The sequence below is a fragment of the Variovorax sp. LG9.2 genome, assembly GCF_035018885.1.
Lineage (GTDB): Bacteria > Pseudomonadota > Gammaproteobacteria > Burkholderiales > Burkholderiaceae_C > Variovorax.
Map to the genome: position 1 here is coordinate 158,988 of NZ_JASJXB010000008.1, position 25,655 is coordinate 184,642.

Consider the following 25,655-nt stretch of genomic DNA (forward strand, 5'->3'; position numbering starts at 1 on the left):
CCATGTCGTATACCAAAGAACAAATCACCAAGCGCAAATTCGACGTCGTCATCGTCGGTGCGGGTGGCTCCGGCATGCGTGCCTCGCTGCAACTGGCGCGGGCCGGCCTCAACGTGGCGGTGCTCTCCAAAGTGTTTCCGACGCGCTCACACACGGTGGCTGCGCAAGGCGGCATCGGCGCCTCGCTCGGCAACATGAGCGAGGACAACTGGCACTACCACTTCTACGACACCATCAAGGGCTCCGACTGGCTCGGCGACCAGGACGCGATCGAATACATGTGCCGCGAAGCACCCAAGGTGGTGTACGAGCTAGAACACTTCGGCATGCCGTTCGACCGCAACCCGGACGGAACGATCTATCAGCGTCCGTTCGGCGGTCACACCGCCAACTACGGCGAAAAGCCGGTGCAGCGCGCCTGCGCCGCGGCCGACCGTACAGGCCACGCGATGCTGCACACGCTCTACCAAAAGAACGTCGAAGCACGGACCCAGTTCTTCGTCGAATGGATGGCGCTCGATCTAATCCGCGATGACGACGGCGACGTCGTCGGCGTCACCGCGCTGGAGATGGAAACCGGCGACCTGCACATCCTGCAGGCCAAGACCGTGCTGCTGGCCACCGGAGGTGCCGGCCGTATTTTCGCGGCCTCGACCAACGCCTTCATCAACACCGGCGACGGGCTGGGCATGGCGGCTCGCGCAGGCATCCCCTTGCAGGACATGGAGTTCTGGCAGTTCCACCCTACCGGCGTGGCCGGTGCCGGCGTGTTGCTGACCGAAGGTTGCCGTGGCGAAGGCGCGATTCTGCTCAACAGCAACGGCGAGCGCTTCATGGAACGCTACGCGCCGACCATGAAAGACCTGGCACCGCGCGACTTCGTCTCGCGCTCGATGGACCAGGAAATCAAGGAAGGTCGTGGCTGCGGTCCCAACAAGGACTACATCCACATGAAGCTGGACCACCTTGGGGCAGACACCATCCACAAGCGCCTGCCGTCGGTGTACGAGATCGGCATCAACTTTGCCAATGTCGACGTGACCAAGGAGCCGATCCCCGTGGTGCCGACCATCCACTATCAGATGGGCGGAATCCCGACAAACATCAAGGGCCAGGTCGTGATCCAGAAGGACGGCGACAACAGCGCGGTGGTCAATGGCCTCTACGCCGTGGGCGAATGCTCCTGCGTCAGCGTGCACGGCGCCAATCGCCTGGGCACCAATTCGTTGCTCGACCTGTTGGTGTTCGGCAAGGCTGCCGGCAACCATATCGTCGAGTTCAACGACAAGCTGAAGGAGCACAAGTCGCTGCCAGCCGATGCGGCCGACCGTTCGCTCGAACGCCTGAACCAGCTCGAAAGCTCGAGCGAAGGCGAGTACGCCCAAGACGTGGCCAACGACATTCGCGCTGTGATGCAGCAGCATGCAGCGGTCTTCCGCAAGCAAGTCACGCTGGATGAAGGTGTCGTCAAGATCGCCGACATGCGAAGGCGCGTCTCGGGCATCACGCTGAAAGACAAGTCGCGCGTGTTCAACACGGCACGCATCGAGGCGCTCGAAGTCGACAACCTGATCGAAGCGGCGCAAGCCACGCTGATTTCGGCCGCCGCCCGCACCGAATGCCGCGGCGCGCATACGGTCGAAGACTACGAACGTCCGGCCGACGACGCAGCGGCACCGCTCGGCCGCGACGATACCAATTGGATGAAGCACACCCTTTGGTACAAGCAGGACAACCGACTGTCATACAAGCCGGTCAAGCTGAAACCGCTGACCGTGGCATCGGTTCCGCCCAAAGTGCGAACGTTCTAACGCCCACGCAATACCAGGCCAATACAAGGTTCAAAAAAGGTCACCACGATGAAGCGCACATTTCAAATCTACCGCTACGACCCAGACCGCGACGCCAAGCCCTATATGCAGACCATCGAGGTCGAACTCGAAGGCAACGAGCGCATGCTGCTGGACGCACTGATGAAGCTCAAGGCACAAGACCCGACGCTGTCGTTCCGGCGCTCATGCCGCGAAGGCGTTTGCGGCTCCGACGCAATGAACATCAACGGCAAGAACGGCCTGGCCTGCCTGACCAACATGCTCACGCTCAAGGGCAATATCGTGCTCAAGCCGCTGCCCGGCCTGCCGGTGATCCGCGACCTGATCGTCGACATGACGCAGTTCTTCAAGCAGTACAACTCGATCAAGCCGTACCTCCAAAACGATTCGGTTCCGCCTGAAAAAGAACGCCTGCAATCGCCCGAAGAGCGCGAGGAGCTCGACGGCCTGTACGAGTGCATCCTGTGCGCGAGCTGCTCGACGAGTTGCCCCAGCTTTTGGTGGAACCCTGACAAGTTCGTCGGCCCCGCCGGCCTGCTGCAGGCCTACCGCTTCATCGCCGACAGCCGCGATGAAGCAACCGCCGAGCGCCTCGACAACCTCGAAGACCCGTACCGCCTGTTCCGCTGCCACACCATCATGAATTGCGTCGATGTGTGCCCGAAGAACTTGAACCCGACCAAGGCGATCGGCAAGATCAAAGAACTGATGGTTCGTCGCGCTGTCTGAGGCTTTTGCCATGCAAGTCGTTGAAAATCCGGACGTTTCGATCAGCGTGCGCGCGCTCAGCAAGCTCCGGTGGCGCTGCCGCCGCGGCCTGCTCGAGAACGACCTGTTCATCGCCCGGTTTTTCGATCGGCATGAATCTCGCTTGACCTTCGGGCAGGCACACGCGCTTGAAAGACTGATGGATCTGGCGGACAACGACTTGCTCGACCTGCTGATGCGCCGCAAAGAACCCGAAGCGGAACTGGCAACGCCGCCGGTGATGGCGCTCCTGGCTCTCATGCGGGTATCGCAGACACCCGATCCCTTATCTTCATCCCGAACTTAAATCCGAAAGAAAGTTGCAATGAAAGCTTCCGACACCAAGGCCACCTTGTCGTTCAGCAATGGCGGCGACAACGTCGAGCTGCCGATCTACAAGGGTACGCTCGGCCCCGATGTGATCGACATCCGCAAGCTGTACGCCCAGACCGGGATGTTCACGTACGACCCCGGATTCATGTCGACAGCATCGTGCCAGTCGGCGATCACGTACATCGATGGTGACAAGGGCGAGTTGCTGTACCGCGGCTACCCGATTGAGCAGCTCGCCACCAACTGCGACTTCCTCGAAACCTGCCATTTGCTGCTGTACGGAGAACTGCCCGACGCGCCGAAAAAAGAAGAGTTCACCAAGCTCGTGACCAACCACACGATGGTCAACGAGCAGATGCAATTCTTCTTGCGCGGATTTCGTCGTGATGCGCATCCGATGGCGATCATGACCGGTCTGGTCGGTGCACTGTCGGCCTTCTATCACGACAGCACGGACATCAACAATCCGAAGCATCGCGAGATCGCGGCCATCCGCTTGATCGCGAAGATGCCGACGCTGGTGGCCATGACGTACAAGTACACCGTCGGCCAGCCCTACATGTATCCGAAGAACGACCTCAGCTACGCAGGCAACTTCCTGCACATGATGTTCGCGACACCGTGTGAAGAATACAAAGTGAGCCCGGTGCTCGAGCGCGCACTCGACCGCATCTTCATCCTGCACGCAGACCACGAGCAAAACGCCTCGACCTCGACCGTGCGCCTGTGCGGCTCGTCGGGCACCAACCCGTTTGCAGCCATCGCAGCCGGCGTGGCGTGTCTCTGGGGCCCGGCCCACGGCGGCGCCAACGAAGCAGCGCTCAACATGCTGGGCGACATCCAGAAGGCGGGTGGCGTTGAAAAAATCGGTGAGTTCATTAAGCAGGTCAAGGACAAGAACTCGACGGTCAAGCTGATGGGGTTCGGGCACCGCGTGTACAAGAACTACGACCCGCGCGCCAAGCTGATGCAGGAAACCTGCAAGGAAGTGCTGCTGGAGCTGGGTCTTCAAAACGACCCGTTGTTCAAATTGGCCATGGCGCTCGAGAAGATCGCCCTGGAAGACGAATACTTCGTGTCGCGCAAGCTCTACCCAAACGTCGATTTCTATTCGGGCATCGTTCAGCGCGCCATCGGCATTCCGGTGCCGCTGTTCACCGCTGTGTTCGCGTTGGCGCGCACGGTCGGCTGGATCGCCCAATTGAACGAAATGATCGGCGACCCGGAATACAAGATCGGCCGCCCGCGTCAGCTGTTCGAAGGCTCGGTCCAACGCAACGTCAAGCCGATCGCATCGCGCTGAAGATCTTCCGGTGTGGTGATCGGTCCGGCGACGGCCTAATCAATCGCCCTTAAAAGCTGCCTGCGGGCAGCTTTTTTGCGTCTTGGCTTACAGGATCACTCAGGTCGACGACGTACTTTGTGAGATGGAGCGCAACTCCAACCGTTCGATCCACCCCCCGCTCCAAGGAGTTTGAAATGAAGAAAATTGCTGCACTGATGGCTGTCACTTTCGCTTTCGGCGTCTCGCTCGCTGGCTGCAACACTATGGCCGGCGCGGGCCAGGACATGCAGCGAGCCGGTCAGAAGATGGAGAACGCAGCCGAAAAGAAGAACTGACAGCACAGCCAGCACCGCGCGTCGGGCAAACCAGCGGGCTTCGGCCCGCTTTTTTTCATCTCGCTGCGGCATCGCCGTCATATTGGATTGCGATGGCTCGATAGTCGAAAGAGTAGCAAAATCTTCTTTTCGTCATCTCGAATCGCGATGACTGATCCGAAATGACGCTCTTGCCCCCCGCCCCTCCTTCCCCGTCTTCCGAACGCAACTTTGCCCGCCGCATCGACTTGACGTCGTTGCAGCTGTTCGTTGCGGTGTGCGAGCTGGGCAGCATCGGCCGTGCCGCAGAGCGCGAGTTCATTGCCGCGTCAGCGATCAGCAAGCGGTTGGCCGACCTCGAGGCGACACTCAACACCACTCTGCTCTATCGCCACGCCCGCGGCGTCGACCTCACGCCCGCGGGCGAGAGCCTGCTGCATCACGCACGGTCGGTGCTCTACAGCCTTGAAAAAATGCAAGGCGAGTTGAGCGAGTACGCAGACGGCGTGCGCGGCCACGTGCGCGTGCACGCCAACATTTCGGCCATCGTGCAGTTTTTGCCTGAAGACCTGGGCAGTTTCAGCCGAGCGCACGAGGCCATCAAGATCGACCTCGAAGAGCATCTGAGCAGCGAGGTGATGCGCGCGGTGCAGGAAGGTGCCGCCGACCTCGGCGTGTGTCACGTGGCGCCCGGCAACAGCGACTTGCAGAGCCTGCCGTACCGGCGCGATCGCCTTGTGCTGGTCGTTCCAGCCCATCACGCGCTGACGGTGCATGACACCATCGATTTCGTCGACTCGCTGGAGTTCGACCACGTCGGCTTGCATGCCAACAGCTCGATCTACGTCGCGATGCATCAGGCCGCCCTCGACGCGAGCCGGCCCATCAAGCTGCGCATCCACGTCACCGGGCTCGACGCCATGTGCCGCATGATCGAAAACGGCCTCGGCATCGGGGTGATGCCCGCGCGCGCCTTCGAACTCATGCAGAACGGCATCGGCCGCGGCCTCGTCGCCCTTGCTTTGAACGATGCCTGGGCAGCACGCGAAATCCGGTTGGTGGCACGCGACTTTTCGAGCTTGCCAGTGGCCGCACGCTCCCTTGTGAATCACCTGCAGGCGCCGGCTGAAACGATGCCTTTGGCGGCCTGACGGACGACATCAGAATAATTATCCCCACGAAAGAAGAGACCTATGACACGCACGCTCTACGACAAGCTCTGGGACGAACACGTTGTCCACACCGAAGAAGACGGTACGTCGATTCTCTACATCGACCGCCACCTGGTCCATGAAGTCACCAGCCCGCAGGCCTTCGAAGGCCTGCGCGTGGCGGGCCGCAAGCTCTGGCGCATCAGCTCGGTCGTAGCCACTGCCGACCACAACACACCTACGACGCATTGGGAGCGCGGCTACGACGGCATCAGCGACCCGATCAGCAAGGAGCAGATCACCACGCTGGACAGCAACATCGCCGAGTTCGGCGCAGCGGCGTTCTTTCCGTTCCTGAGCAAGCGCCAGGGCATCGTGCACGTGATCGGCCCCGAGTCGGGCGCGACGCTGCCGGGCATGACCGTGGTCTGCGGCGACTCGCACACATCGACGCACGGCGCGTTCGGCGCACTCGCACACGGCATCGGTACCAGCGAGGTGGAGCATGTAATGGCGACGCAAACGCTGCTTGCCAGGAAGGCAAAGAACCTGCTCGTGAAGGTCGATGGCAAGCTGCCGCTCGGCTGCCAGGCCAAGGACATCGTGTTGGCGATCATCGGCAAGATCGGCACGGCCGGCGGCACCGGCTACACCATCGAATTCGCCGGCTCTGCCATCCGCGACCTGAGCATGGAAGGCCGCATGACGGTCTGCAACATGGCGATCGAGGCCGGCGCGCGAGCGGGCCTCGTGGCGGTGGACGACAAGACCATCGCGTACGTCAAGGGGCGCTCCTTTTCACCCGGCACCGATCCGAAGACCGGACTCTTCATCGGTGGCCCGGAATGGGATCAGGCGGTGGCTTACTGGAAGACCTTGCAGTCCGACCCCGATGCCAAATTCGACGCCGTGGTCGAGCTCGATGCATTTCAGATCCAGCCGCAAGTCACCTGGGGCACATCGCCTGAAATGGTCGTCGACATCAACGGCCGCGTGCCCGATCCGGACAAGGAAAAAGACGCCAACAAACGCGATGCGATCGAACGCGCACTGGTCTACATGGGCCTGGAGCCCAACAAGCCGATGAACGACATCTTTCTCGACAAGGTGTTCATCGGCTCGTGCACCAACAGCCGCATCGAGGACATGCGCGAAGCCGCCGCCGTGGTGAAGAAGCTTGGCCAGAAGGTGGCTAAGAACGTCAAGCTGGCGATGGTCGTGCCGGGCTCGGGCATGGTGAAGGAACAGGCCGAGCGCGAAGGCCTCGACAAGATCTTCATCGCCGCCGGTTTCGAATGGCGAGAGCCCGGCTGCTCGATGTGTCTGGCGATGAACTCCGACCGGCTCGAACCGGGCGAGCGTTGCGCGTCGACCAGCAACCGCAATTTCGAGGGCCGGCAAGGCGCCGGTGGACGTACGCATCTGGTGAGCCCGGCGATGGCCGCTGCCGCCGCGGTACACGGCCATTTCGTCGACGTTCGGCAGTTTGCTTGAGCCATCGCTATTCAAGGAACACGCAAGGAAAACACCATGCAGAAATTCACCGTACACAAGGGTCTCGTTGCCCCTATGGATCGCGAAAACGTCGACACAGATGCGATCATTCCCAAGCAGTTTTTGAAGTCGATCCGCAAGACGGGCTTCGGCCCGAACCTGTTCGACGCCTGGCGCTATCTGGACCCGGGCGAGCCGGGGCAAGACCCTGCAAGCCGCAAGCCGAACCCTGATTTCGTGCTGAACCAGCCGCGCTACACCGGTGCCTCGGTGCTCATCGCCCGCAAGAACTTCGGCTGTGGTTCGTCGCGCGAGCACGCTCCGTGGGCGCTCGACCAATACGGCTTTCGCGCCATCATTGCACCGAGCTACGCCGACATCTTTTTCAACAATAGCTTCAAGAACGGTCTGCTGCCGATCGTGTTGCCAGAAGCGCAAGTCGCTCAATTGTTCGACGAGACTTTTGCCTTTCCAGGCTACAGCCTGACGGTCGATCTGGAGCGGCAGGTGGTCGTCAAGCCGGACGGCGGCGAGTTGGCTTTCGAAGTGCAGGCCTTTCGCAAGTTCTGCCTCGTCAACGGGCTCGACGACATCGGCCTGACGCTGCAAAAGCGGGACAAAATCAAGGCCTTCGAAACCGAGCGACTGGCGCAAAAGCCGTGGCTCGCGCACAGCCTCATCGCGTCGCCGATTTCGCATTGACGACCGTCGACCGCATCTCAACCACATAAGAAAATCGAACTCATGAAAATCGCAGTCCTTCCCGGCGATGGCATCGGCACCGAAATCGTGGCGGAAGCCATACGCGTGCTCGACGTGCTCGACCTTCCGTTCGAAATGGAAACGGCGCTGGTCGGCGGCGCGGCCTATGAAGCGCACGGACATCCGCTGCCGGAGGCGACTCTCAAGCTCGCGAAAGAATCCGATGCCGTGCTGTTCGGCGCCGTCGGCGACTGGAAGTACGACAAGCTAGACCGGCCGCTGCGTCCGGAGCAGGCGATCTTGGGTCTGCGTAAAAACCTGGGGCTGTTCGCCAATTTCCGCCCGGCCATCTGTTACGAGGAACTGGTCGGTGCATCGAGCCTCAAGCCGGAACTGATTTCGGGCCTCGACATCCTGATCATTCGCGAGTTGACTGGCGACATCTACTTTGGCGCGCCGCGTGGGCGCCGCACCGCCGTCGACGGCCACTTTCCTGGCGCCGAAGAGGCCTTCGACACGATGCGCTATTCCAGACCTGAAGTCGAACGCATCGCCCACGTCGCCTTTCAGGCAGCGCGCAAACGCAGCAAGCGCGTGACCAGCGTCGACAAGGCCAACGTGCTGGAGACGTTCCAGTTCTGGAAAGACATCGTCACCGAAGTCGGCAAGGAATATCCGGACGTCGAACTCGACCACATGTACGTCGACAACGCAGCCATGCAACTCGTCAAGGCGCCGAAGAAGTTCGACGTGATCGTCACCGGCAACATGTTCGGCGACATCCTGTCGGACGAGGCGGCGATGCTCACAGGCTCGATCGGCATGCTGCCTTCGGCGTCGCTAAATTCGAGCAATCAGGGCTTGTATGAGCCGAGTCACGGCAGTGCGCCCGACATTGCCGGCCAAGGGGTTGCCAATCCGTTGGCTACAATTCTGTCCGCTGCCATGATGCTCCGCTTCTCTCTCAATCAACCCGAAGCTGCCGACCGAATCGAGTCGGCGGTCAAGTCGGTGCTCGCCTCGGGCTTGCGCACTGGCGACATCTGGTCGGAAGGCACGAAGCGCGTCGGCACCCGCGCCATGGGCGACGCAGTGGTGGCAGCGCTTGCTTCTGCGATCACCAAAAAGACGATCACCGGCTAACCGCAGCCCGCTTCGTCACGCCCCCCGGCTCGACGAGCCGGGTGCCAAAGAGAAAACACTTTTTTGACAAGGGCACATTGAAATGACGAACGCATCCTCACAACCTCTGGTCGGCCTCGTCGGCTGGCGCGGCATGGTCGGCTCGGTCTTGATGGACCGCATGCAGACCGAAGGCGACTTCGGTCTCATTGAGCCGATGTTCTTTTCGACTTCCAACGCTGGTGGCAAGGCCCCGGCGATGGCAAAAAACGAAGGCACGTTAAAGGATGCGCACGACATCGACGCGCTGAAGAAGTGCGACATCGTCATCACCGCCCAAGGCGGCGAGTACACCAGCGAGGTCTACCCCAAGCTTCGCGCCGCCGGCTGGACCGGCCACTGGATCGATGCGGCGTCGACACTGCGGATGAACGACGACGCGATCATCGTGCTCGACCCGGTCAACCTGCCAGTAATCCAGACGGCGTTGGCCAAGGGCGGCAAGAACTGGATCGGCGGAAACTGCACCGTCAGCTGCATGCTGATGGGCGTTGGCGCGCTCTACAAGGCCGGCCTGGTCGAGTGGATGACCAGCATGACCTATCAAGCAGCTTCGGGTGGCGGCGCGCAGCACATGCGCGAGTTGCTGACGCAGTTCGGCACGCTGAATGCCGAAGTGCGCTCGCTGCTCGATGACCCGAAGTCGGCCATTCTCGAAATCGATCGCAAGGTTCTGCACAAGCAGCAAAACCTGAGCGCTGCCGAAACCGCGAACTTCGGTGCGCCGCTGGGCGGCTCGCTCATTCCGTGGATCGACAAGGACCTGGGATTGGGCAAGAACCCGGGCGATGTCGATTGGGGCATCTCCAAGGAAGAGTGGAAGGGCGGCGCTGAGACCAACAAGATCCTAGGCCAAGGTCCGGGCTTCGACATTGCACCCACGCCCGTCGACGGTTTCTGCGTGCGAGTCGGCGCCATGCGCTGTCACAGCCAGGCATTGACCTTCAAGCTGAACAAGAACGTCCCAGTCGCAGACATCGAAGCGCTGATCGCTGCTGACAACGCCTGGGCCAAGGTCGTGCCGAACACGCGTGAAGCCGCCGTCGCGCAACTCACACCGGTGGCAGTCACGGGCACGATGGACATCCCGGTCGGCCGTATTCGCAAGCTGGCGATGGGGCCAGAATATGTCGGCGCCTTCACGATCGGCGATCAACTGCTTTGGGGCGCTGCGGAGCCATTGCGTCGCATGCTGCGAATACTGATCGAGGCGTGAGCGCATTTTTGAGCGCCAAAGTAGTAGTGGGCGTTGCCTCGTCGCAACACCCTCGACACGCCGAAGTTGGCGCGCACTGGGTAGAACGGCCGCGCCGGCTTGTCAGTGCCGAATGATGGTGTTAACGTCCTCTTACACTTTTGGGCCGAGCTGCCCCTAACAGCATGACAAGACCTATGTTGCCTGCGGCCAGCGTGCCGGCCATCCGACCGACCAACAAGTTGGCCGGTTGCGGCCAGCTGTCGCTCCTCAGTGTCGCCATCGCGCTCGCACTCGGCACTGTCAGCATCGACGCCAGCGCGCTGGCGCTTGGTCGACTGAACGTGCAGTCCGCTCTGGGCGAACCGCTTCGTGCCGAGATCGATGTCACCGAGATCACTGCTTCTGAAGCCGACGGCATGAAGGTCGCCATCGCCTCGTCGGAAGCGTTTCGCGCCGCCGGTGTGGCCTACAACCCTGCACTTTCGGACGTTCGGGTGAGCCTGCAACGGCGCGCCGATGGCCGCTACGTGGTTCGCCTGACCGGTACCCGTTCGCTCAGCGATCCGTTTGTCGACCTGCTGGTCGAAGCCAACTGGAGTGCCGGGCGCATCGTGCGCGACTACACGGTGCTGCTAGACCCACCTTCCAGCCGTCAGGCCGCCGCGCCCGTGGTGCCGCTGGCGCCGCAAATCAGTGCAGCGCCGCCCGTGCAACGTGCTCCACCCGCGGCTGTACCCGCCGTTGTGCCCCCGGTGCCGCGCCGCGAGCGTCCGGTCGCAGTCGCACCCGCGCCTGCAACGGCGGCCGAAGCGCCACTACGCACCGGTACCGGCTCGGGCAGCACGGGTACCGGTGACCAGGTCACGGTGCGCCCCGGCGACACGGCCAGCAAGATTGCAGGCGCATACAAGCCTGCCGACGTTTCGCTCGACCAGATGCTGGTAGCGCTGCTGCGCGCCAACCCGAACGCGTTCGTCGGCGGCAACATCAATCGCATGAAGGCCGGCGCCGTGCTCGACGTGTCGGCCGGTTCGCAAGCGGCAAACGTGCCACCGGATGAAGCCAAAAGAACCGTCACCGCGCAGAGTCGCGACTTCGGCGAATACCGCCGTCGTCTGGCGGAAAACGCTCCTACGGCGCGCGTTGCCGCTGCCGACAGGCAAGCCGCGGGCAAGCTGCAAGCCAACGTCGAAGACCGCAACGCAGCCGCGGCATCCCCTGACAAGCTCACCATTTCACAAGGCACTGCGGCAGCGCGTGCGAACGAAGAAAAGCTGGCGCGTGACCGTCAGGCGCAAGACGGCAAGAGCCGTGTTGCCGAACTGTCGAAGAACATCACCGAACTGAACAAGCTCCAGGCGGCCACGGGCACTGGTGCGACAACGGCAACGCCAGGGACACCCGCAGCACCTGCACCTGCACCTGCAGCGGCACCTGCAGCGGCACCGACCCCGGCAGCTACTGCTTTGCCTGCTCCGTCCCCCGCGCCCGCTGCTGCGCCCGCCCCCGCAGTTGCCGCGACGCCGGCAGCAACCGCGCCAGCGACGCCGACCGCAAACCCAACGACTGCATCGACCACCGCGCCCCCGACTCCGGCCGCCACGACCCCTACACCGGCAGTGCCTGTTGCCAAGGCCACGCCGCCCGCTGCTGCGCCAGTCGAGCGCGGCTTCTTCGCCGAGCTGATGGACAGCCCGCTCATGCTCGGGGCTGCTGCACTGATCGCGCTGCTTATCGCGTTCATTCTTTATCGCGTGCTAGGCCGCAAACGGCAAGACGCGGGCGACAGCGTGTTTCTCGAGAGCCGCATGCCGAAAGACTCGTTCTTCGGCGCCAGCGGCGGCGAGTCGGTCGACACCAAGAACCGCGGCAACTCGGTGGTGTCGTCGCTCTCGTATTCGCCGAGTCAGCTCGATGCAGGCGACGTCGATCCGGTTGCGGAAGCCGATGTTTACCTCGCCTACGGCCGCGATTTGCAAGCCGAAGAAATTTTGCGCGAAGCCCTTCGCGTGAATCCGGAACGCGCGGCCATTCACCTCAAGCTGCTTGAAATCCACGCCAAGCGACGCGACCTGCGCGCCTACGAAGCGCTGGCGACCGACGTGCACAAGCTGACCGGGGGCACCGGCAACGACTGGAACCGCGTCGTCGAGATGGGCAAGGAACTCGATCCGGGCAATCCTCTGTACGAAGCCGGCGTGCGCAGCGTTCCGCTGGCAGACACCACGCCGCAGCCGCTCAGCGATAACGAGATCACATTGCCGATCGTCAAGGCACCGACATCTGCTGCGCCCGCAGTGGCTCCGCCGCCCGCCTTCGTCCCATCCGTCGCACCGCTGGACTTCGACCTCGACCTGAGCAAGCCGCCGGCACCCAAGCCTGTGGCAGCACCCGTCAGTGCCAGCTTGCCGTCGGTTTCGGCGCCTTCGCTGAGCCCGGTCGCCATGCCGTTCTTGCCGAGCCTGAACGACACATCGCGCGGAAAGCCGGCGGCCACCACGGCGCCGGCACCGTTCAGCCACCGCGATGTGCTCGATCTTGAAAATGACTTTGATACCGCGCCAGGTGCCCTGGAGCCGGTGACCCGAGCCGTTGGCCTCGACGACGAGCACACGCAGCCCGCCACCTTGCGCGCTGGACTGCCGGGCGACTCGGGCTTCATCGAGTTCGACATGAGCTCGCTCGCCGGTTTGCACCGCGCGCCGAGCGACACCGAACCCGGTCGCCTAGAACCGCTCGACGAAGGCGGCGAAAGCCCGCATGCGGTCAAGCTGTCGCTGGCCCGCGAACTGCAGGCGCTCGGCGACGTCGAAGGTGCGCGCTCGCTGGTCGAAGAAGTCGAATCCGAGAGCTCGGGCGAACTCAAGTCGCAGGCCAAGCATCTGCTCGCCCAACTCCATTGAGTGCTGGCGCGGGCCGATGATCGTGTCGTGAGACTGGCCCTCGGCGTTCGCTATAACGGCCAAGCCTATGAAGGCTGGCAAAGCCAACTCTCTGGCCGCACGGTGCAGGACAAGCTCGAAACAGCGCTCGGTAAATTGGCCGGCAAGCGAATTTCGACTTTGTGCGCCGGCCGCACCGACACCGGCGTCCACGCACTGATGCAGGTCGTGCATTTCGACACCGAAGTCGAGCGCGAACTGGTGTCCTGGGTGCGCGGCACCAACCGCTTCCTGCCTTCTGACATCGCGGTGCAATGGGCGCATCCGGTGCCCGACGCTTTCCATTGCCGCGCGAATGCCGTGGCTCGCCGCTATCTCTACGTGCTCTCGCAGTCTCCGGTGCGGCCCAGCCTGGATTCGGGCCGCGTCGGCTGGTCGATGTACCCGCTCGACGGCAACGCGATGCGTGCTGCAGCCGCGCTGCTGCTCGGCTCACACGATTTCACCTCGTTTCGCGCCTCGTCCTGCCAGGCGCGATCGCCCGTCAAGGACATGCGCCGTATCGTCATCACGCGCCATGGCGAAAGCGAGCGTTGCCGATGGCACTTCGAGTTCGAGGCCGACGCCTTCCTACACCACATGATTCGCAACCTGATGGGCTGCCTCGTGCGCATCGGGCGCGGCGACGAAAAACCCGAATGGATGCTGACCGTGCTCGAAGCGCGCAGCCGCATGGCCGCAGCACCGACCTTCTCCCCGGACGGCTTGTACTTCGTGGGACCGTTGTACGACGCCAAGTGGGGCCTGCCGGCCGAAGCCACCTTACAACCAGGAGGCGGCCCCTATGATGAGTCGCCATGACCCGAACCCGAATCAAGATCTGTGGCCTCACGCGTGAGCAAGACGTCGACGAAGCCGTCGCCGCCGGCGCAGACGCCGTCGGCTTCGTGCTGTACGCGGGAAGCCAACGCGGGGTAACGCCGCAGCGCGCTGCAGTGCTGGCATCGCGCCTGCCGCCCTTCGTGACGCCCGTGCTGCTCTTCGTCAACGAAGACCCAGCCCAAGCCCTCGCCGCACTGGCTACCGTACCGGGTGCCATCGCGCAGTTCCACGGCGACGAAACGCCGCAGCGATGTTTTGAGTCGAGTGGCACGGGGCGTTATCGCTTCATGCGCGCGGCCCGCATTCCCCTTGGCTTGGCCGGGATCGACTTCGACCTCGTAAAATACGCTTCCGATTTCTCTCACGCCCAGGCCATCCTGCTCGACGCGCATGTCGACGGTTACGGCGGTGGCGGCAAGGCATTCGATTGGTCACTTCTTCCACCCGCCGTCGACGCTCACCTCGTCTTGAGTGGTGGACTCACACCTGCAAACGTGGGCGATGGCATTCGCCAGTTGCGGACATGCGGCAAAACGCTGTCCGTTGATGTGAGCTCCGGCGTCGAAGCCGATGCACCCGACGGCATGACCGTCAAGGGCATCAAGGACGCCGACAAGATCCGCAACTTCGTGACGGCCGTCCGGGCCGCCGACGCTGCTTCCTGATTCCGCCGCACCGCCTCGACAGGCCGGGCGCGGCCCAACCGATCGAGACCCTTCATGCAAAGCACCTATCAGCAACCTGACGCCACCGGCCACTTCGGCATCTACGGCGGAAGTTTCGCGAGCGAGACGCTCACACATGCCATCGCCGAATTGCGCGATGCGTACGCGAAGTTCAAAGACGATCCAGCCTTCCTTGCCGAGTTCCACTACGAGCTGAAGCACTTCGTAGGGCGACCATCGCCGATCTACCACGCCGCGCGCACCAGTCGTGAAATGGGCGGCGCGCAGATCTACCTGAAACGCGAAGATCTGAACCACACCGGCGCACACAAGATCAACAACGTGATCGGCCAGGCGATGCTCGCCCGGCGCATGGGCAAGCCACGCATCATTGCGGAGACCGGCGCCGGCCAGCACGGCGTGGCGACCGCGACCATCTGCGCGCGCTACGGCCTCGAATGCGTGATCTACATGGGCAGCGCCGACGTCCAGCGCCAGAGCCCCAACGTCTACCGCATGAACCTTCTCGGCGCCACGGTGGTGCCGGTCGAATCGGGTAGCAAGACACTGAAAGACGCGCTGAACGAAGCCATGCGCGACTGGGTCGCCAACGTCGACGATACCTTCTACATCATCGGTACGGTGGCCGGACCGCACCCCTATCCGATGATGGTGCGCGACTTTCAGAGCGTGATCGGCACCGAGTGCATCGGCCAGATGCCGGCCATGCTGGCTGCGGATGGAATGACCGGAGAAGCTGAAGGCAAGCAACCGGATGTGGTTCTGGCCTGCGTCGGCGGCGGCAGCAACGCGATGGGCATCTTCTACCCTTACATCCCGTTCGCGAATACGCGCCTCATCGGTGTCGAAGCCGCGGGCGAAGGCCTCGACAGTGGCAAGCACTCGGCGTCGATCCTGCGCGGCAGCCCCGGCGTGCTGCACGGCAACCGAACCTACCTGCTGCAAAACGAAGACGGCCAGGTGACCGAAACGCACAGCATCAGCGCGGGCCTGGACTATCCCGGCGTAGGACCAGAGCACGCCTATCTTTCGGACATCGGCCGCGCCGAATACGTCGGGGTGACCGACACCGAAGCACTCGAAGCCTTCCACTATCTTTGCCGTACCGAAGGCATCATTCCGGCGCTGGAGCCCGCCCATGCCCTGGCCTACGCCATGAAGCTGGCCAAGACGATGCGCAGCGACCAGTCGATTCTGGTCAACCTCTCGGGACGCGGCGACAAGGACATCGGCACGGTGGCCGACTTGGCAGGCGTCGACTTTTACGACCGACCCTCGATGCGCGGTTTTCAGGTGAAAGGAGGCAAAGCATGAGCCGCATTGCCGCCACCTTCGCTGCTCTCCAAAAAGATGGGCGCCGAGCGCTCATTCCGTACGTCACGGCCGGCTTTCCGTTCGCCGACGTCACGCCGGAGCTGATGCACGGCATGGTCGCAGCAGGCGCCGACGTGATCGAGTTGGGTGTTCCCTTCTCCGATCCGATGGCCGATGGCCCGGTCATTCAAAAGGCCGGCGAAGCTGCCCTCGCTTTAGGCGTCGGCATGAAGCAGGTGTTGGCGATGGTCAGCGCCTTCCGCAGGCAGGACACGATCACGCCGGTGGTGCTGATGGGCTACGCCAACCCTGTCGAAAAGTACGGCCTGGTACACGGCGCTGGCAGCTTCATTCGCGACGCAGTGGTGGCCGGCATCGATGGATTGCTTATCGTCGACTACCCGCCCGAAGAGTGCGAAGACTTCGCGGCACGACTGCAGGCAGCCGGCATCGATCTGATCTTCTTGCTGGCACCGACGAGCACCGAAGCGCGCATGGCGCAGGTGGCTCGCATTGCAAGCGGCTACGTCTACTACGTCTCTTTAAAGGGTGTGACGGGCGCAGGCAACCTCGACACGGACGCTGTCAGCAAGATGCTGCCGCGCATCCGCCAGCACGTGAGCATTCCGGTCGGCGTGGGCTTCGGCATTCGCGACGCGCACACGGCACAGGCGGTCGGCGCTACGGCGGATGCCGTCGTGATCGGCACGAAGATCATCCAGTTGATCGAGACCCAGCCGCGTGAACGAGTGGTGCCTGTGGTCAGCGAATTTCTCGCAGGGATCCGCGATGCGCTTGACGCCCTGCCCGCCTTGACCACGACCACGACCGCCAGCGGTTCGGCTGGTCGATAATCTTGTCTGGCTTCCCTCCAGGACTGAATCATGAGCTGGCTTGAAAAACTGCTACCCGCGAAGATCGCGCAAACCGACCCGAGCGAGCGCCGCCAGGTACCCGAAGGGCTCTGGATCAAGTGCCCGAGCTGCGAAACGGTGCTCTACAAGACCGACCTCGAGCACAACCAGAATGTCTGCCCGAGTTGCACCCATCACTTTCGAATCGGCGCGCGCGCACGGATCGACAGCTTCCTCGACGCTGAAGGCCGCTATGAAGTCGGCCAGGAAGTGTTGCCCGTCGATGCGCTCAAGTTCAAGGACAGCCGCAAGTACACCGAGCGCCTGAAAGAAGCGCTTGAAAACACCGGCGAGACCGATTCGCTCGTGGTCATGGGCGGCTCGGTGCACAGCATCAGCGTGGTGGTGGCTTGCTTCGAGTTCGAGTTCATGGGCGGCAGCATGGGCAGCGTCGTCGGCGAGCGCTTCGTGCGCGGCGTGCAAACGGCCATCGAGCAGAAAGTGCCGTTCATTTGCTTCACCGCCACCGGCGGCGCGCGCATGCAGGAAGGCCTGCTGTCGCTGATGCAAATGGCCAAGACCAATGCATCGCTCACCCGACTCGCCAAGAAGGGCTTGCCGTACATCAGCGTGCTGACCGACCCCACGATGGGCGGCGTGTCCGCTGGCTTCGCATTCGTCGGAGATGTGGTGATTGCCGAGCCGAAGGCGCTGATCGGCTTTGCCGGGCCGCGCGTCATCGAGTCGACGGTTCGCGTGACGCTGCCGGAGGGTTTTCAGCGCTCGGAGTTCTTGCAGACCAAAGGCGCGATCGACTTCATCAGCGACCGCCGCGAACTGCGCAAGACCATCGCCAGCACGCTGGCCATGCTGCTGCGCCAGCCGGCGGACGCGGTCGTTTAAAAGCTGTCGATCGGGCTGGCTAGCGGCCCAGCATCCAGGCCCAGCCCATCGCATTGCCGAGCAGGATCGCCGCAACCTGCAGCAGCACGATCGCCACGAGCGGCGACAGATCGACGCCGCCGATCAGTGGAATGAAGCGGCGTAACGGCCGTACCAAAGGCTCGGCGAGGCGCGCAATGAGATCGAGCAGCATCGCATTGGCGCCTGGCACCCACGACAGCACCGCGTAGACGACCAGCAACGCGGTCAGCCCCGACACCGCTAGTTGCGCGAGTCCGATCAGAGAAATCAGCGGCAATACCGTGATCTTGCTGAGGTTTCCAAGCAGCAGCCACAGCAGCAAGAACTTCACCATGACCAACAGCCAAGCCGCTATCGGGCTGGCGATGTCCCAACGCTTGTACGACGGCACGATGCGGCGCAGCGGCATCACGATCCAGTCGGTTACTGCGAAGACGAAGCGCCCCAGCGGGTTGCCGAAAGGCACGCGGTGATACTGCATGTAGAGACGCAGCAGGCATGCGCCGCCGAGCAGGCCGACGATGACGTCGAGCAAAAACGAGGGGATCTGATAGAGCATGGCGCGAAGTCTTGAGCGGAATGCGATGATAGCGACGCAAGGTGCATCGATGACGACACAACCCCTTCTGCTCTCTCTCCCTTTGTTCCCGCTGGGCACAGTCCTTTTTCCTGGAGGCCTGCTTCCGCTGCGAATCTTCGAGGTGCGTTACCTCGACATGATCGGCAAGTGTCACAAGGCGGGCACGCCTTTTGGCGTGGTAAGCCTTAACCAGGGCAGCGAAGTCCGCAAGGCCGGCGCTGGCGCCGAGAGTTTTGCATCGACCGGCGTGCTGGCTTCGATTCGAGAGCTGACTACGCCGCAAAGCGGCTTGCTGGAGATCGAATGCGTCGGGACACAACGGTTTCGCGTGATCGGCACCGAGCTGCAAAAGCATGGCCTCTGGACCGCCGAAGTCGAAGCGGTGCCCGACGATCTGGCACTCGCCATCCCTGAAGACCTGCAGCACACGACCATGGCATTGCAGCGGCTGGTGAACACTCTGGAAGAGCGCCGCGCCGCCGAGGGCGAAGAAGAGGTTCAGTTGCCGATCGGTAAACCCTACCGCTTCGACGATTGCGGCTGGGTCGCCAACCGCTGGTGCGAGTTGCTGCCCGTGCAGCCCACCGTCAAACAGCGCTTGATGGAACTGGACAGTCCGCTGATGCGACTCGAATTGGTCAGTGATTTGCTCGCACGTAGCGGCATCGCTGAATAGCTTGCTACTCTTTTGATAGCGCTCGACGCAGATTCGGCGCCCGTTTCGACCCGATTCGCAGCAGGGACCTTGGGCTAAAATTCTGGCCTTTCGCGCTGGCGCTGCTCCCATCGCATCTGCTTCAGCTATTCGCTTGCTGCGCCACGCCCGACTCTTTACTTTCTTCGCATCTCTGCATCGCACAGCCCTCGCCTCTCAGCCTCCATGTCCGACCATCTGATCCCCGCCACGCCGACGCCCGTCGCGCCAGCCGCCGTCACCGCGCCCGCAGTCGACGAGAACCAGCTCATTGCCGAACGCCGCGACAAGCTCGGCCTGATGCGCAGCGCCCAAGCCGCCGGCAAAGGCGTCGCGTTCCCCAACGACTTCAAGCCGGCCGATCGCGCATCGGCGCTGATGGCGTCGCATGGCCTCACCGAACCCGATGCGCTCGAAGCGCAGGCCGTGCCAGCCAGTGTGGCCGGTCGCATGATGCTGAAGCGGGTCATGGGCAAGGCAAGTTTTGCGACCGTTCAGGATTCCACCGGCCGCATCCAGCTGTACGTGACGCGTGATGGCATCGGCGAAGAAGCCTATGCCGATTTCAAGCGCTGGGATTTGGGCGACATCGTCGGCGCCGAAGGCACCATGTTCAAAACCAAGACTGGCGAGTTGTCGGTCAAGGTGAGCAAGCTGCGCATGCTGACCAAGAGCCTGCGCCCGCTACCAGACAAGTTCCACGGCATGGCCGACCAGGAACAGAAATACCGCCAGCGCTACGTCGACCTGATCACCGACGAAGCCGCGCGCGACCGCTTCAAGGCGCGCAGCCGCGCCGTCAGCGCATTGCGCGAATTCATGGTCGCCAACGATTTCCTCGAAGTCGAAACGCCGATGCTGCATCCGATTCCAGGCGGTGCCAACGCCAAGCCGTTCAAGACGCACCACAACGCGCTCGACCAGGAAATGTTCTTGCGCATCGCGCCCGAGCTATACCTGAAGCGGCTGATCGTCGGCGGCTTCGAGCGCGTCTTCGAGATCAACCGGAGCTACCGCAACGAGGGCATCTCGGTGCGGCACAACCCCGAGTTCACGATGATGGAGTTCTACGCGGCGTACTGGAACTACCAGGACCTGATGGACTTCACCGAGCTCATCATCCGGACCATCGCGAAGAAAACCGTCGGCAGCGAACAGTTGAGCTATGGTGGCAAGTCGGTCGACTTGAGCCAGCCCTTCGAGCGCTTGACGATCCGCGAAGCCATCCAGAAACACACCGACGCAGGCGATAACGTCGACGACATCTCCTGGCTCACCCATGCGCTGCGCAAGATCGGTCTGAGCGAGGACAAGAACAAACTCTCGCAGCGCAGCCTCGCCAGCCTGCAAGTCATGTACTTCGAAGAAACTGTGGAAGAGAAGCTTTGGCAGCCGACCTTCATCATGGAACACCCGACCGAGATATCGCCTCTCGCACGCGCCAACGACGACCGACCTGAAGTGACCGAGCGCTTCGAGCTCTACATTACCGGTCGCGAGTTCGGCAACGGCTTCAGCGAGCTGAACGACGCCGAAGACCAGGCGGCGCGCTTCAACGCGCAGGTCGCCGCCAAGGACTCGGGCGACGACGAAGCGATGTTCTACGACCACGACTTCGTGCGGGCGCTCGAGTACGGCATGCCGCCGACCGGCGGTTGCGGCATCGGCATTGACCGCTTCATGATGCTGTTGACCGACTCGCCGAGCATCCGCGACGTCATCCTGTTTCCGGCGTTGCGGCGCGAGGCTTGAACGCGCTCGCAACCTCCATCGGCATCGACTTCGGCACGTCGAACTCGGCGGTGTCGTGCGCGATTGGCGATGGGCCGGCACGTCTGTTGCCGATCGAAGGCGACGCGACGACGTTGCCGACCGCATTGTTCTTCAATGCCGAAGACCGCACGACCCACTTCGGTCGCGATGCCATGGCGCACTATCTCGCCGGCACCGACGGCCGCCTGATGCGCTCATTGAAGAGCTTGCTCGGCAGCGCGCTGATGCAGGAAACGACTGCGGTGTACGACGGCCTGCTGAGCTTCCAGGACATCATCGCGCGCTTTCTGCATGAGCTCGGATCGCGCGCCGAAGCCGAACTCGGCCATCGCCCCGAGCGCGTGGTCATCGGGCGCCCGGTGCACTTCGTCGACGACGACGACAAGCGCGACCGCAAGGCCGAAGACAGCTTGCGACACGCCGCCCGCTCGGCCGGTTTTAGAGATGTCGCCTTTCAACTGGAACCGATCGCTGCAGCCTTCGACTACGAGCAGCGCGTGACGCGTGAGTCGATCGTGCTGGTGGTCGATATCGGCGGCGGCACATCGGACTTCACTATCGTCCGGGTCGGTCCCGATCGCATCGCACGGGCCGACCGCAGCGACGATGTGCTCGCTACCAGTGGTGTGCACATCGGCGGTACGGATTTCGATCAACGGCTCAACCTCGAGCGCGTGATGCCCGAGCTGGGTTTTCGTCATCTTGGGCCCGACGGCCGCGAGGTGCCGAGCAAAGTCTTCTTCGACTTGTCGTCCTGGCATCTCATCCACTGGCTGCAAACGCCGAAGGCATTGAGCCAGGCGCAGTCTCTGCGGGTGAACTACAGCAATCGGCACTTGCACGAGCGGCTGATGACGGTACTCGACGAGCGCTACGGTCACCGCATCGCCAGCGAAGTCGAGCAAGCCAAGATCCGCGCCTCGATCAGCGGTGAGGCGACCGACATCGATCTGTCGTTCGTTGAAGCGGCATTGCACGCCACGCTGTCGCAGGCTGACATGGAACAGCAGCTCGCCGCGCCGCTCGAAACGGTGATCGCCTGCGCACACGCCTGCGTCAAGCGGGCCGGGCTGCGAAGCAACGAGCTCGATGCGATCTACCTCACAGGCGGTTCGTCTGCGCTGCGCCCGTTTCAGCACGCGTTGCGCCGCAGTTTTGCCGGCGTTCAGATGATCGAAGGCGACCTGTTCGGCGGCGTTGCAGCCGGCCTGGCGTATGCGGCGCGTGCGCGCCAGCGGGCGCCTCTATCGACATGATTGCGGCATGACTGCGACATGAACGCCGCATGAAATACCTCGCGGGCTATTCACCCGGCGTGCTGGCGCAAGTCCAGCAGCGCCTGGACGATGGAAGCCTAGGCACCTTGCTGCTACAGCGCTACCCTTCTGTGCACGAGGTACGAACCGACCGCGCGCTCTACGACTATGTGACCGATCTCAAGAGCGAGTTCATGCGCAAGGCAGAACCACTGTCGAAGGTGGCGTTCGACAACAAGCTGCATGTCATCCGCAACGCGCTCGGAACGCACACCACCATCTCGCGCGTGCAAGGCGGAAAGCTCAAAGCCAAACGCGAAATTCGCGTGTCGAGCCTGTTCAAGGAAGTGCCGATCGAGTGGTTGCGGATGATCGTCGTGCACGAACTCGCGCACATGAAAGAGCGCGATCACGACAAGGCGTTCTATGCACTGTGCACGCACATGGAGCCAGACTATCACCGGCTCGAGCTCGATCTGCGGCTGTACCTCACCCACCTGGATGCGGGTGGGGCGCGCTTGTGGTTGTCTGGCGCCTGACCTCAGACCGCGCTGGCGATCAAGTCGCGCGCGCGCAGATAGCCTGGAGAGCTGGTGAGGTGCTCCCACTGCAGCGCCGCCGTCGTCGGTAGCAGCGCACGCCTCCGCGCTTCTCCGGCAGCGCTCGGTTGCCAGCGACCATCCGTTTGCGCAGCGGCCATCCCACCCAGCAATTCATCCAGTGGCGCTCCGTCACCCACACTCTGGTTACACAACAGTGCCAAGTCGCAGCCCGCACCGAGCGCGGCCAATGCGGCATCGACATAGCTCAGCAGTTCGCCATCGATCCGGCGCGCCGCTTCCATGCTCAGGTCGTCGCTGAAGACCGCGCCGTCGAAGCCGAGCCTCCCGCGCAGGATGTCCTGCAACCACTTCGCAGAGAAGCCGGCTGGGCGCGCGTCGACCTTCGGATAGATGACGTGCGCCGGCATCACCGCAGCGAGCGCACCGCCAAGCCAATCGAACGGCCGCGTGTCCTCGGCAAGGATCGCCTTCAAGCTGCGCCGATCGATCGGGATCGCGACGTGCGAGTCCGCCTTGACGAAACCATGCCCCGGGAAATGCTTGCCGCAGTTGGCCATGCCGGCTTGCAGCAGTCCATGCATGACGCTCTTGGCCAGCAAGGCGACCACCCGCGGGTCGCGATGAAAACTGCGGTCGCCGATGACGCTGCTTTCGCCGTAGTCGAGGTCCAGAACAGGAGCGAAGCTGAAGTCGACGCCGCAGGCGCGCAGTTCGCTCGCAAGCACATAGCCAACGGCCGACGCCCGCCGCGTCGCCTCCATCGGATCGCGCATCCACGCTTCGCCAAGCGAGCGCATCGATGGCAGGCGGGTAAATCCGTCCGTTCGAAAACGCTGCACGCGACCGCCCTCGTGGTCGACACAGATCAGCAGATCGGGTCGGAGCGCCTTGATGTCGGCGTTGAGGGCGGTGAGTTGCGCTCGGTCGTGCCAGTTACGCGCGAAATGGATGACGCCTCCCACGAGCGGGTCGGCAAGCCGGCGATGGTCGGCCGCTGTCAGCTCGGTGCCGGCCACGTCGATGATGAGAGGGGAATGTATGGCGTCGGTCATGCTTTTTCCACGACCACGAAGCTCGCGGCGTAATCGGTTTCGTCGGTGACTGTCACATGGGCGGTGAGCCCCTCGGCCTCGAACCAGTCCTTGAGGCCGCCGTGCAGCACGATCACCGGCTTGCCGCTTCGCAGGTTGGCGATCTCGCAGAGGCGCCAGCTCATCGGCATGCGCATGCCGGTGCCGATGGCCTTGCTGAAGGCTTCCTTTGCAGAGAAGCGCGTAGCGAGATAGCTGATGCCGCGCTTGGGCCAGCGAACGCTCCGGCTTTGCCAGATAGCGAACTCGGCGTCGCTCAACACGCGACGCGCAAAGCGTTCGCCCTGTCGCTCGTAAGTGGCCGCGATGCGGCGCACATCGCAGATGTCGGTGCCGATGCCGTAGATCACGGGGCGTCGACGATCACTTCGCCTCGGCGATGCAGCGCAGGTACTCCAGCGTGGCGGACGTATAGCCGAGCTCGAGCGCGTCTGCGACGAAGGCATGGCCGATCGACACTTCGCGCACACCGCGTACCGCGCGCAAGAAGTCGGTCAGGTTGTCGCGGTTCAGGTCGTGCCCGGCATTGACTTCGAGCCCCACCGCCTGCGCTGCGCGCGCCGTATCGACGTAGAGCTGCAGCACGCCAGCCGCGCGCGAAGTGCCGCGCGACGAGGCATAGCCTTCGGTGTAGAGCTCGACGCGGTCGGCGCCGACCGCCTTGGCTGCGGCCATCATGTCCGGCTCGGGGTCCATGAAGAGGCTGACACGCACGCCGAGCGCCTTGGCTTCCTCGATCAACGGGCGAAGCCGGTCGGCATCTTCAGGGAACACCCAGCCGTGATCGCTGGTCGATTGGGTTTCGCTGTCGGGCACGAAGGTCGCCTGGTGCGGCCGCTGCTCCCGCACGAAGTCCATCAGGTTGTGAAAGGGGTTGCCTTCGATATTGAATTCGACGTCCGGCCAGTCTCTCGCCAGCAGCGCCGACAGGTCGTACACGTCCTGCGCACGGATGTGACGCGCGTCAGGTCGGGGATGCACCGTGATCCCGCTGGCGCCGGCGTCGAGGCACATCGACGCGGCGAACAGCACGCTCGGAATACCGAGCTCGCGCGTGTTGCGTACCAGCGCGACCTTGTTGAGGTTGACCGAGAGGGCCGTGGTGTTTGAACGCGTGGTCATGGGTATGCAGGATCGATTCGATCAGAGGGCTTGCAGGTCTCGCATCATCTGCCGGGTGCGCAGGGTGGACACGCCACAATGGTAGTTGAGCAGGACACGCAATTGACTACGCAATGCGGCGTTGCTGCCGACATTGAGCGTGGCAATGCACCGCAGGGTTGCGGTGAATGGTGTGTGATCGTCCAGCGCCGCCTGCAGTGCCTGCCATTCGGCGCCGGTCAACGCGGCATCTTGTGCTTCAGCCTGACGCAGACCGGCCTCGGAAACCAGCGTGTAGCGCAGCTCAGGCGCCAACGATGACAGCGTCATCGTCTGGGCGTCGAGCGCAGGCAGTAGGCCGACCTCGCGCAGCAGCAACAGTTCGAAAGCTCGAAGCGCCGCTGCCTGGGTAGCGGCCTGCGCGCCTGCATGCTCCCCGGCAAGCACCTCGACGACCCCTGCGTATGAATCGAAGAGAGATTCGTGGGCATCGTCGCGCGCCAGCAGGCGCAGCAAGAGCTCGTTGACATACAAGCCCGAGAGCAGCGACTCGCCGGTCGGCATGACATGGCCGCCGACCCATTCGGCACCCTTGAGCGCGCGGATCTCGGCATCGCCGCCGTAGTTCAACAGAAGCGGCTGCAGCGGCAGAAGCACCGGGCGGAAGTTGGAAGTCGGCCGCTTCGCGCCCTTGGCCACCAGAGCGATTCGACCGTGGTGCCGGGTGAAAACTTCAAGAATCAAACTCGACTCGCTCCAGTCGTAGCGATGCAGGACGTAAGCCGGCTCGTGAGAAACGCGATGCCCCGTCGCCATC

Annotated in this window: 25 protein-coding genes; 20 read left to right on the forward strand and 5 right to left on the reverse strand. The window is 63.0% G+C overall.

Going from position 1 to position 25,655, the window contains the following annotated elements; genetic code table 11:
• The first annotated feature begins 2 nt into the window (after positions 1 to 2).
• The 16 genes from sdhA (at position 3) to accD (ending at position 17,759) form a co-directional block, all read left to right on the forward strand.
• Positions 3 to 1,811, forward strand: a complete 1,809-nt coding sequence (sdhA, locus tag QN413_RS10985) for a succinate dehydrogenase flavoprotein subunit (protein WP_323496648.1) — start codon at positions 3 to 5, stop codon at positions 1,809 to 1,811.
• A 48-nt stretch (positions 1,812 to 1,859) separates the two neighbouring features.
• The gene (locus QN413_RS10990; RefSeq protein WP_187052697.1) at positions 1,860 to 2,561 is read left to right on the forward strand and encodes a succinate dehydrogenase iron-sulfur subunit; all 702 of its coding nucleotides are present in this window, start codon (positions 1,860 to 1,862) and stop codon (positions 2,559 to 2,561) included.
• A gap of 10 nt (positions 2,562 to 2,571) precedes the next feature.
• Positions 2,572 to 2,886 carry a succinate dehydrogenase assembly factor 2 gene (locus tag QN413_RS10995; RefSeq protein ID WP_323496649.1) on the forward strand — a complete coding sequence of 105 codons (315 nt, stop codon included), beginning with the start codon at positions 2,572 to 2,574 and terminating at the stop codon, positions 2,884 to 2,886.
• Between the two features lie 18 nt (positions 2,887 to 2,904).
• Complete coding sequence (gene gltA, locus QN413_RS11000; protein ID WP_323496650.1) at positions 2,905 to 4,215, forward strand: citrate synthase; 1,311 nt, start codon at positions 2,905 to 2,907, stop codon at positions 4,213 to 4,215.
• A 176-nt stretch (positions 4,216 to 4,391) separates the two neighbouring features.
• Entirely contained in the window at positions 4,392 to 4,532 is a 141-nt protein-coding gene (locus QN413_RS11005; protein ID WP_323496651.1) for an entericidin A/B family lipoprotein, read from the forward strand.
• 161 nt (positions 4,533 to 4,693) lie between these two features.
• On the forward strand, positions 4,694 to 5,662 hold the full coding sequence (locus QN413_RS11010; RefSeq protein WP_323496652.1) for a LysR family transcriptional regulator: 969 nt from the start codon (positions 4,694 to 4,696) through the stop codon (positions 5,660 to 5,662).
• A 42-nt stretch (positions 5,663 to 5,704) separates the two neighbouring features.
• Positions 5,705 to 7,156, forward strand: a complete 1,452-nt coding sequence (leuC, locus tag QN413_RS11015; RefSeq protein WP_323496653.1) for a 3-isopropylmalate dehydratase large subunit — start codon at positions 5,705 to 5,707, stop codon at positions 7,154 to 7,156.
• Between the two features lie 36 nt (positions 7,157 to 7,192).
• A complete protein-coding gene (gene leuD, locus QN413_RS11020) occupies positions 7,193 to 7,858 on the forward strand; it encodes a 3-isopropylmalate dehydratase small subunit (RefSeq protein ID WP_187052703.1) in 666 nt (221 codons plus the stop codon).
• Between the two features lie 42 nt (positions 7,859 to 7,900).
• A complete protein-coding gene (gene leuB, locus QN413_RS11025; protein WP_187052704.1) occupies positions 7,901 to 9,001 on the forward strand; it encodes a 3-isopropylmalate dehydrogenase in 1,101 nt (366 codons plus the stop codon).
• 82 nt (positions 9,002 to 9,083) lie between these two features.
• Entirely contained in the window at positions 9,084 to 10,256 is a 1,173-nt protein-coding gene (asd, locus tag QN413_RS11030; RefSeq protein ID WP_323496654.1) for an aspartate-semialdehyde dehydrogenase, read from the forward strand.
• A 164-nt stretch (positions 10,257 to 10,420) separates the two neighbouring features.
• Positions 10,421 to 13,141: a FimV/HubP family polar landmark protein gene (locus tag QN413_RS11035; RefSeq protein ID WP_323496655.1), complete on the forward strand. Its 2,721-nt coding sequence runs from the start codon at positions 10,421 to 10,423 to the stop codon at positions 13,139 to 13,141.
• Between the two features lie 27 nt (positions 13,142 to 13,168).
• Entirely contained in the window at positions 13,169 to 13,981 is an 813-nt protein-coding gene (gene truA / locus QN413_RS11040; protein WP_323496656.1) for a tRNA pseudouridine(38-40) synthase TruA, read from the forward strand.
• Positions 13,978 to 14,667 carry a phosphoribosylanthranilate isomerase gene (locus tag QN413_RS11045; RefSeq protein WP_323496657.1) on the forward strand — a complete coding sequence of 230 codons (690 nt, stop codon included), beginning with the start codon at positions 13,978 to 13,980 and terminating at the stop codon, positions 14,665 to 14,667. Before truA ends, QN413_RS11045 begins: the two co-directional genes overlap by 4 nt.
• 54 nt (positions 14,668 to 14,721) lie before the next feature.
• On the forward strand, positions 14,722 to 16,002 hold the full coding sequence (gene trpB, locus QN413_RS11050) for a tryptophan synthase subunit beta (protein ID WP_323496658.1): 1,281 nt from the start codon (positions 14,722 to 14,724) through the stop codon (positions 16,000 to 16,002).
• On the forward strand, positions 15,999 to 16,856 hold the full coding sequence (gene trpA / locus QN413_RS11055) for a tryptophan synthase subunit alpha (RefSeq protein WP_323496659.1): 858 nt from the start codon (positions 15,999 to 16,001) through the stop codon (positions 16,854 to 16,856). The genes trpB and trpA overlap by 4 nt, the downstream gene beginning before the upstream one ends.
• Positions 16,857 to 16,886: 30 nt before the next feature.
• Positions 16,887 to 17,759 (forward strand): acetyl-CoA carboxylase, carboxyltransferase subunit beta, encoded by an 873-nt coding sequence (gene accD / locus QN413_RS11060; protein ID WP_187052711.1) that lies wholly within the window; start codon positions 16,887 to 16,889, stop codon positions 17,757 to 17,759.
• A gap of 19 nt (positions 17,760 to 17,778) precedes the next feature.
• Here the strand turns inward: accD and QN413_RS11065 are convergent, their stop codons facing one another.
• Positions 17,779 to 18,339 (reverse strand): YggT family protein, encoded by a 561-nt coding sequence (locus tag QN413_RS11065; protein WP_323496660.1) that lies wholly within the window; start codon positions 18,337 to 18,339, stop codon positions 17,779 to 17,781.
• A gap of 49 nt (positions 18,340 to 18,388) precedes the next feature.
• On the opposite strand from QN413_RS11065, the gene QN413_RS11070 reads away from it, so the two are divergent.
• The 4 genes from QN413_RS11070 (at position 18,389) to QN413_RS11085 (ending at position 22,622) form a co-directional block, all read left to right on the forward strand.
• Positions 18,389 to 19,036 (forward strand): LON peptidase substrate-binding domain-containing protein, encoded by a 648-nt coding sequence (locus QN413_RS11070; RefSeq protein WP_323496661.1) that lies wholly within the window; start codon positions 18,389 to 18,391, stop codon positions 19,034 to 19,036.
• 204 nt (positions 19,037 to 19,240) lie between these two features.
• The gene (gene lysS, locus QN413_RS11075) at positions 19,241 to 20,806 is read left to right on the forward strand and encodes a lysine--tRNA ligase (protein ID WP_323496662.1); all 1,566 of its coding nucleotides are present in this window, start codon (positions 19,241 to 19,243) and stop codon (positions 20,804 to 20,806) included.
• Positions 20,803 to 22,083: an Hsp70 family protein gene (locus QN413_RS11080; RefSeq protein ID WP_323496663.1), complete on the forward strand. Its 1,281-nt coding sequence runs from the start codon at positions 20,803 to 20,805 to the stop codon at positions 22,081 to 22,083. Before lysS ends, QN413_RS11080 begins: the two co-directional genes overlap by 4 nt.
• Positions 22,084 to 22,112: 29 nt before the next feature.
• Positions 22,113 to 22,622 (forward strand): M48 family metallopeptidase, encoded by a 510-nt coding sequence (locus QN413_RS11085; protein WP_323496664.1) that lies wholly within the window; start codon positions 22,113 to 22,115, stop codon positions 22,620 to 22,622.
• 2 nt (positions 22,623 to 22,624) lie between these two features.
• Here the strand turns inward: QN413_RS11085 and nagZ are convergent, their stop codons facing one another.
• Genes nagZ through recO form a run of 4 tightly spaced genes read right to left on the reverse strand, consistent with a single transcriptional unit; the run spans position 22,625 to position 25,654 of the window.
• On the reverse strand, positions 22,625 to 23,698 hold the full coding sequence (gene nagZ / locus QN413_RS11090; RefSeq protein WP_323496665.1) for a beta-N-acetylhexosaminidase: 1,074 nt from the start codon (positions 23,696 to 23,698) through the stop codon (positions 22,625 to 22,627).
• Positions 23,695 to 24,087, reverse strand: a complete 393-nt coding sequence (gene acpS / locus QN413_RS11095; RefSeq protein ID WP_323496666.1) for a holo-ACP synthase — start codon at positions 24,085 to 24,087, stop codon at positions 23,695 to 23,697. Before acpS ends, nagZ begins: the two co-directional genes overlap by 4 nt.
• A 13-nt stretch (positions 24,088 to 24,100) precedes the next feature.
• A complete protein-coding gene (locus QN413_RS11100) occupies positions 24,101 to 24,859 on the reverse strand; it encodes a pyridoxine 5'-phosphate synthase (protein WP_323496667.1) in 759 nt (252 codons plus the stop codon).
• Between the two features lie 21 nt (positions 24,860 to 24,880).
• Entirely contained in the window at positions 24,881 to 25,654 is a 774-nt protein-coding gene (gene recO, locus QN413_RS11105) for a DNA repair protein RecO (RefSeq protein ID WP_323496668.1), read from the reverse strand.
• Between the last annotated feature and the right edge of the window lies 1 nt (position 25,655).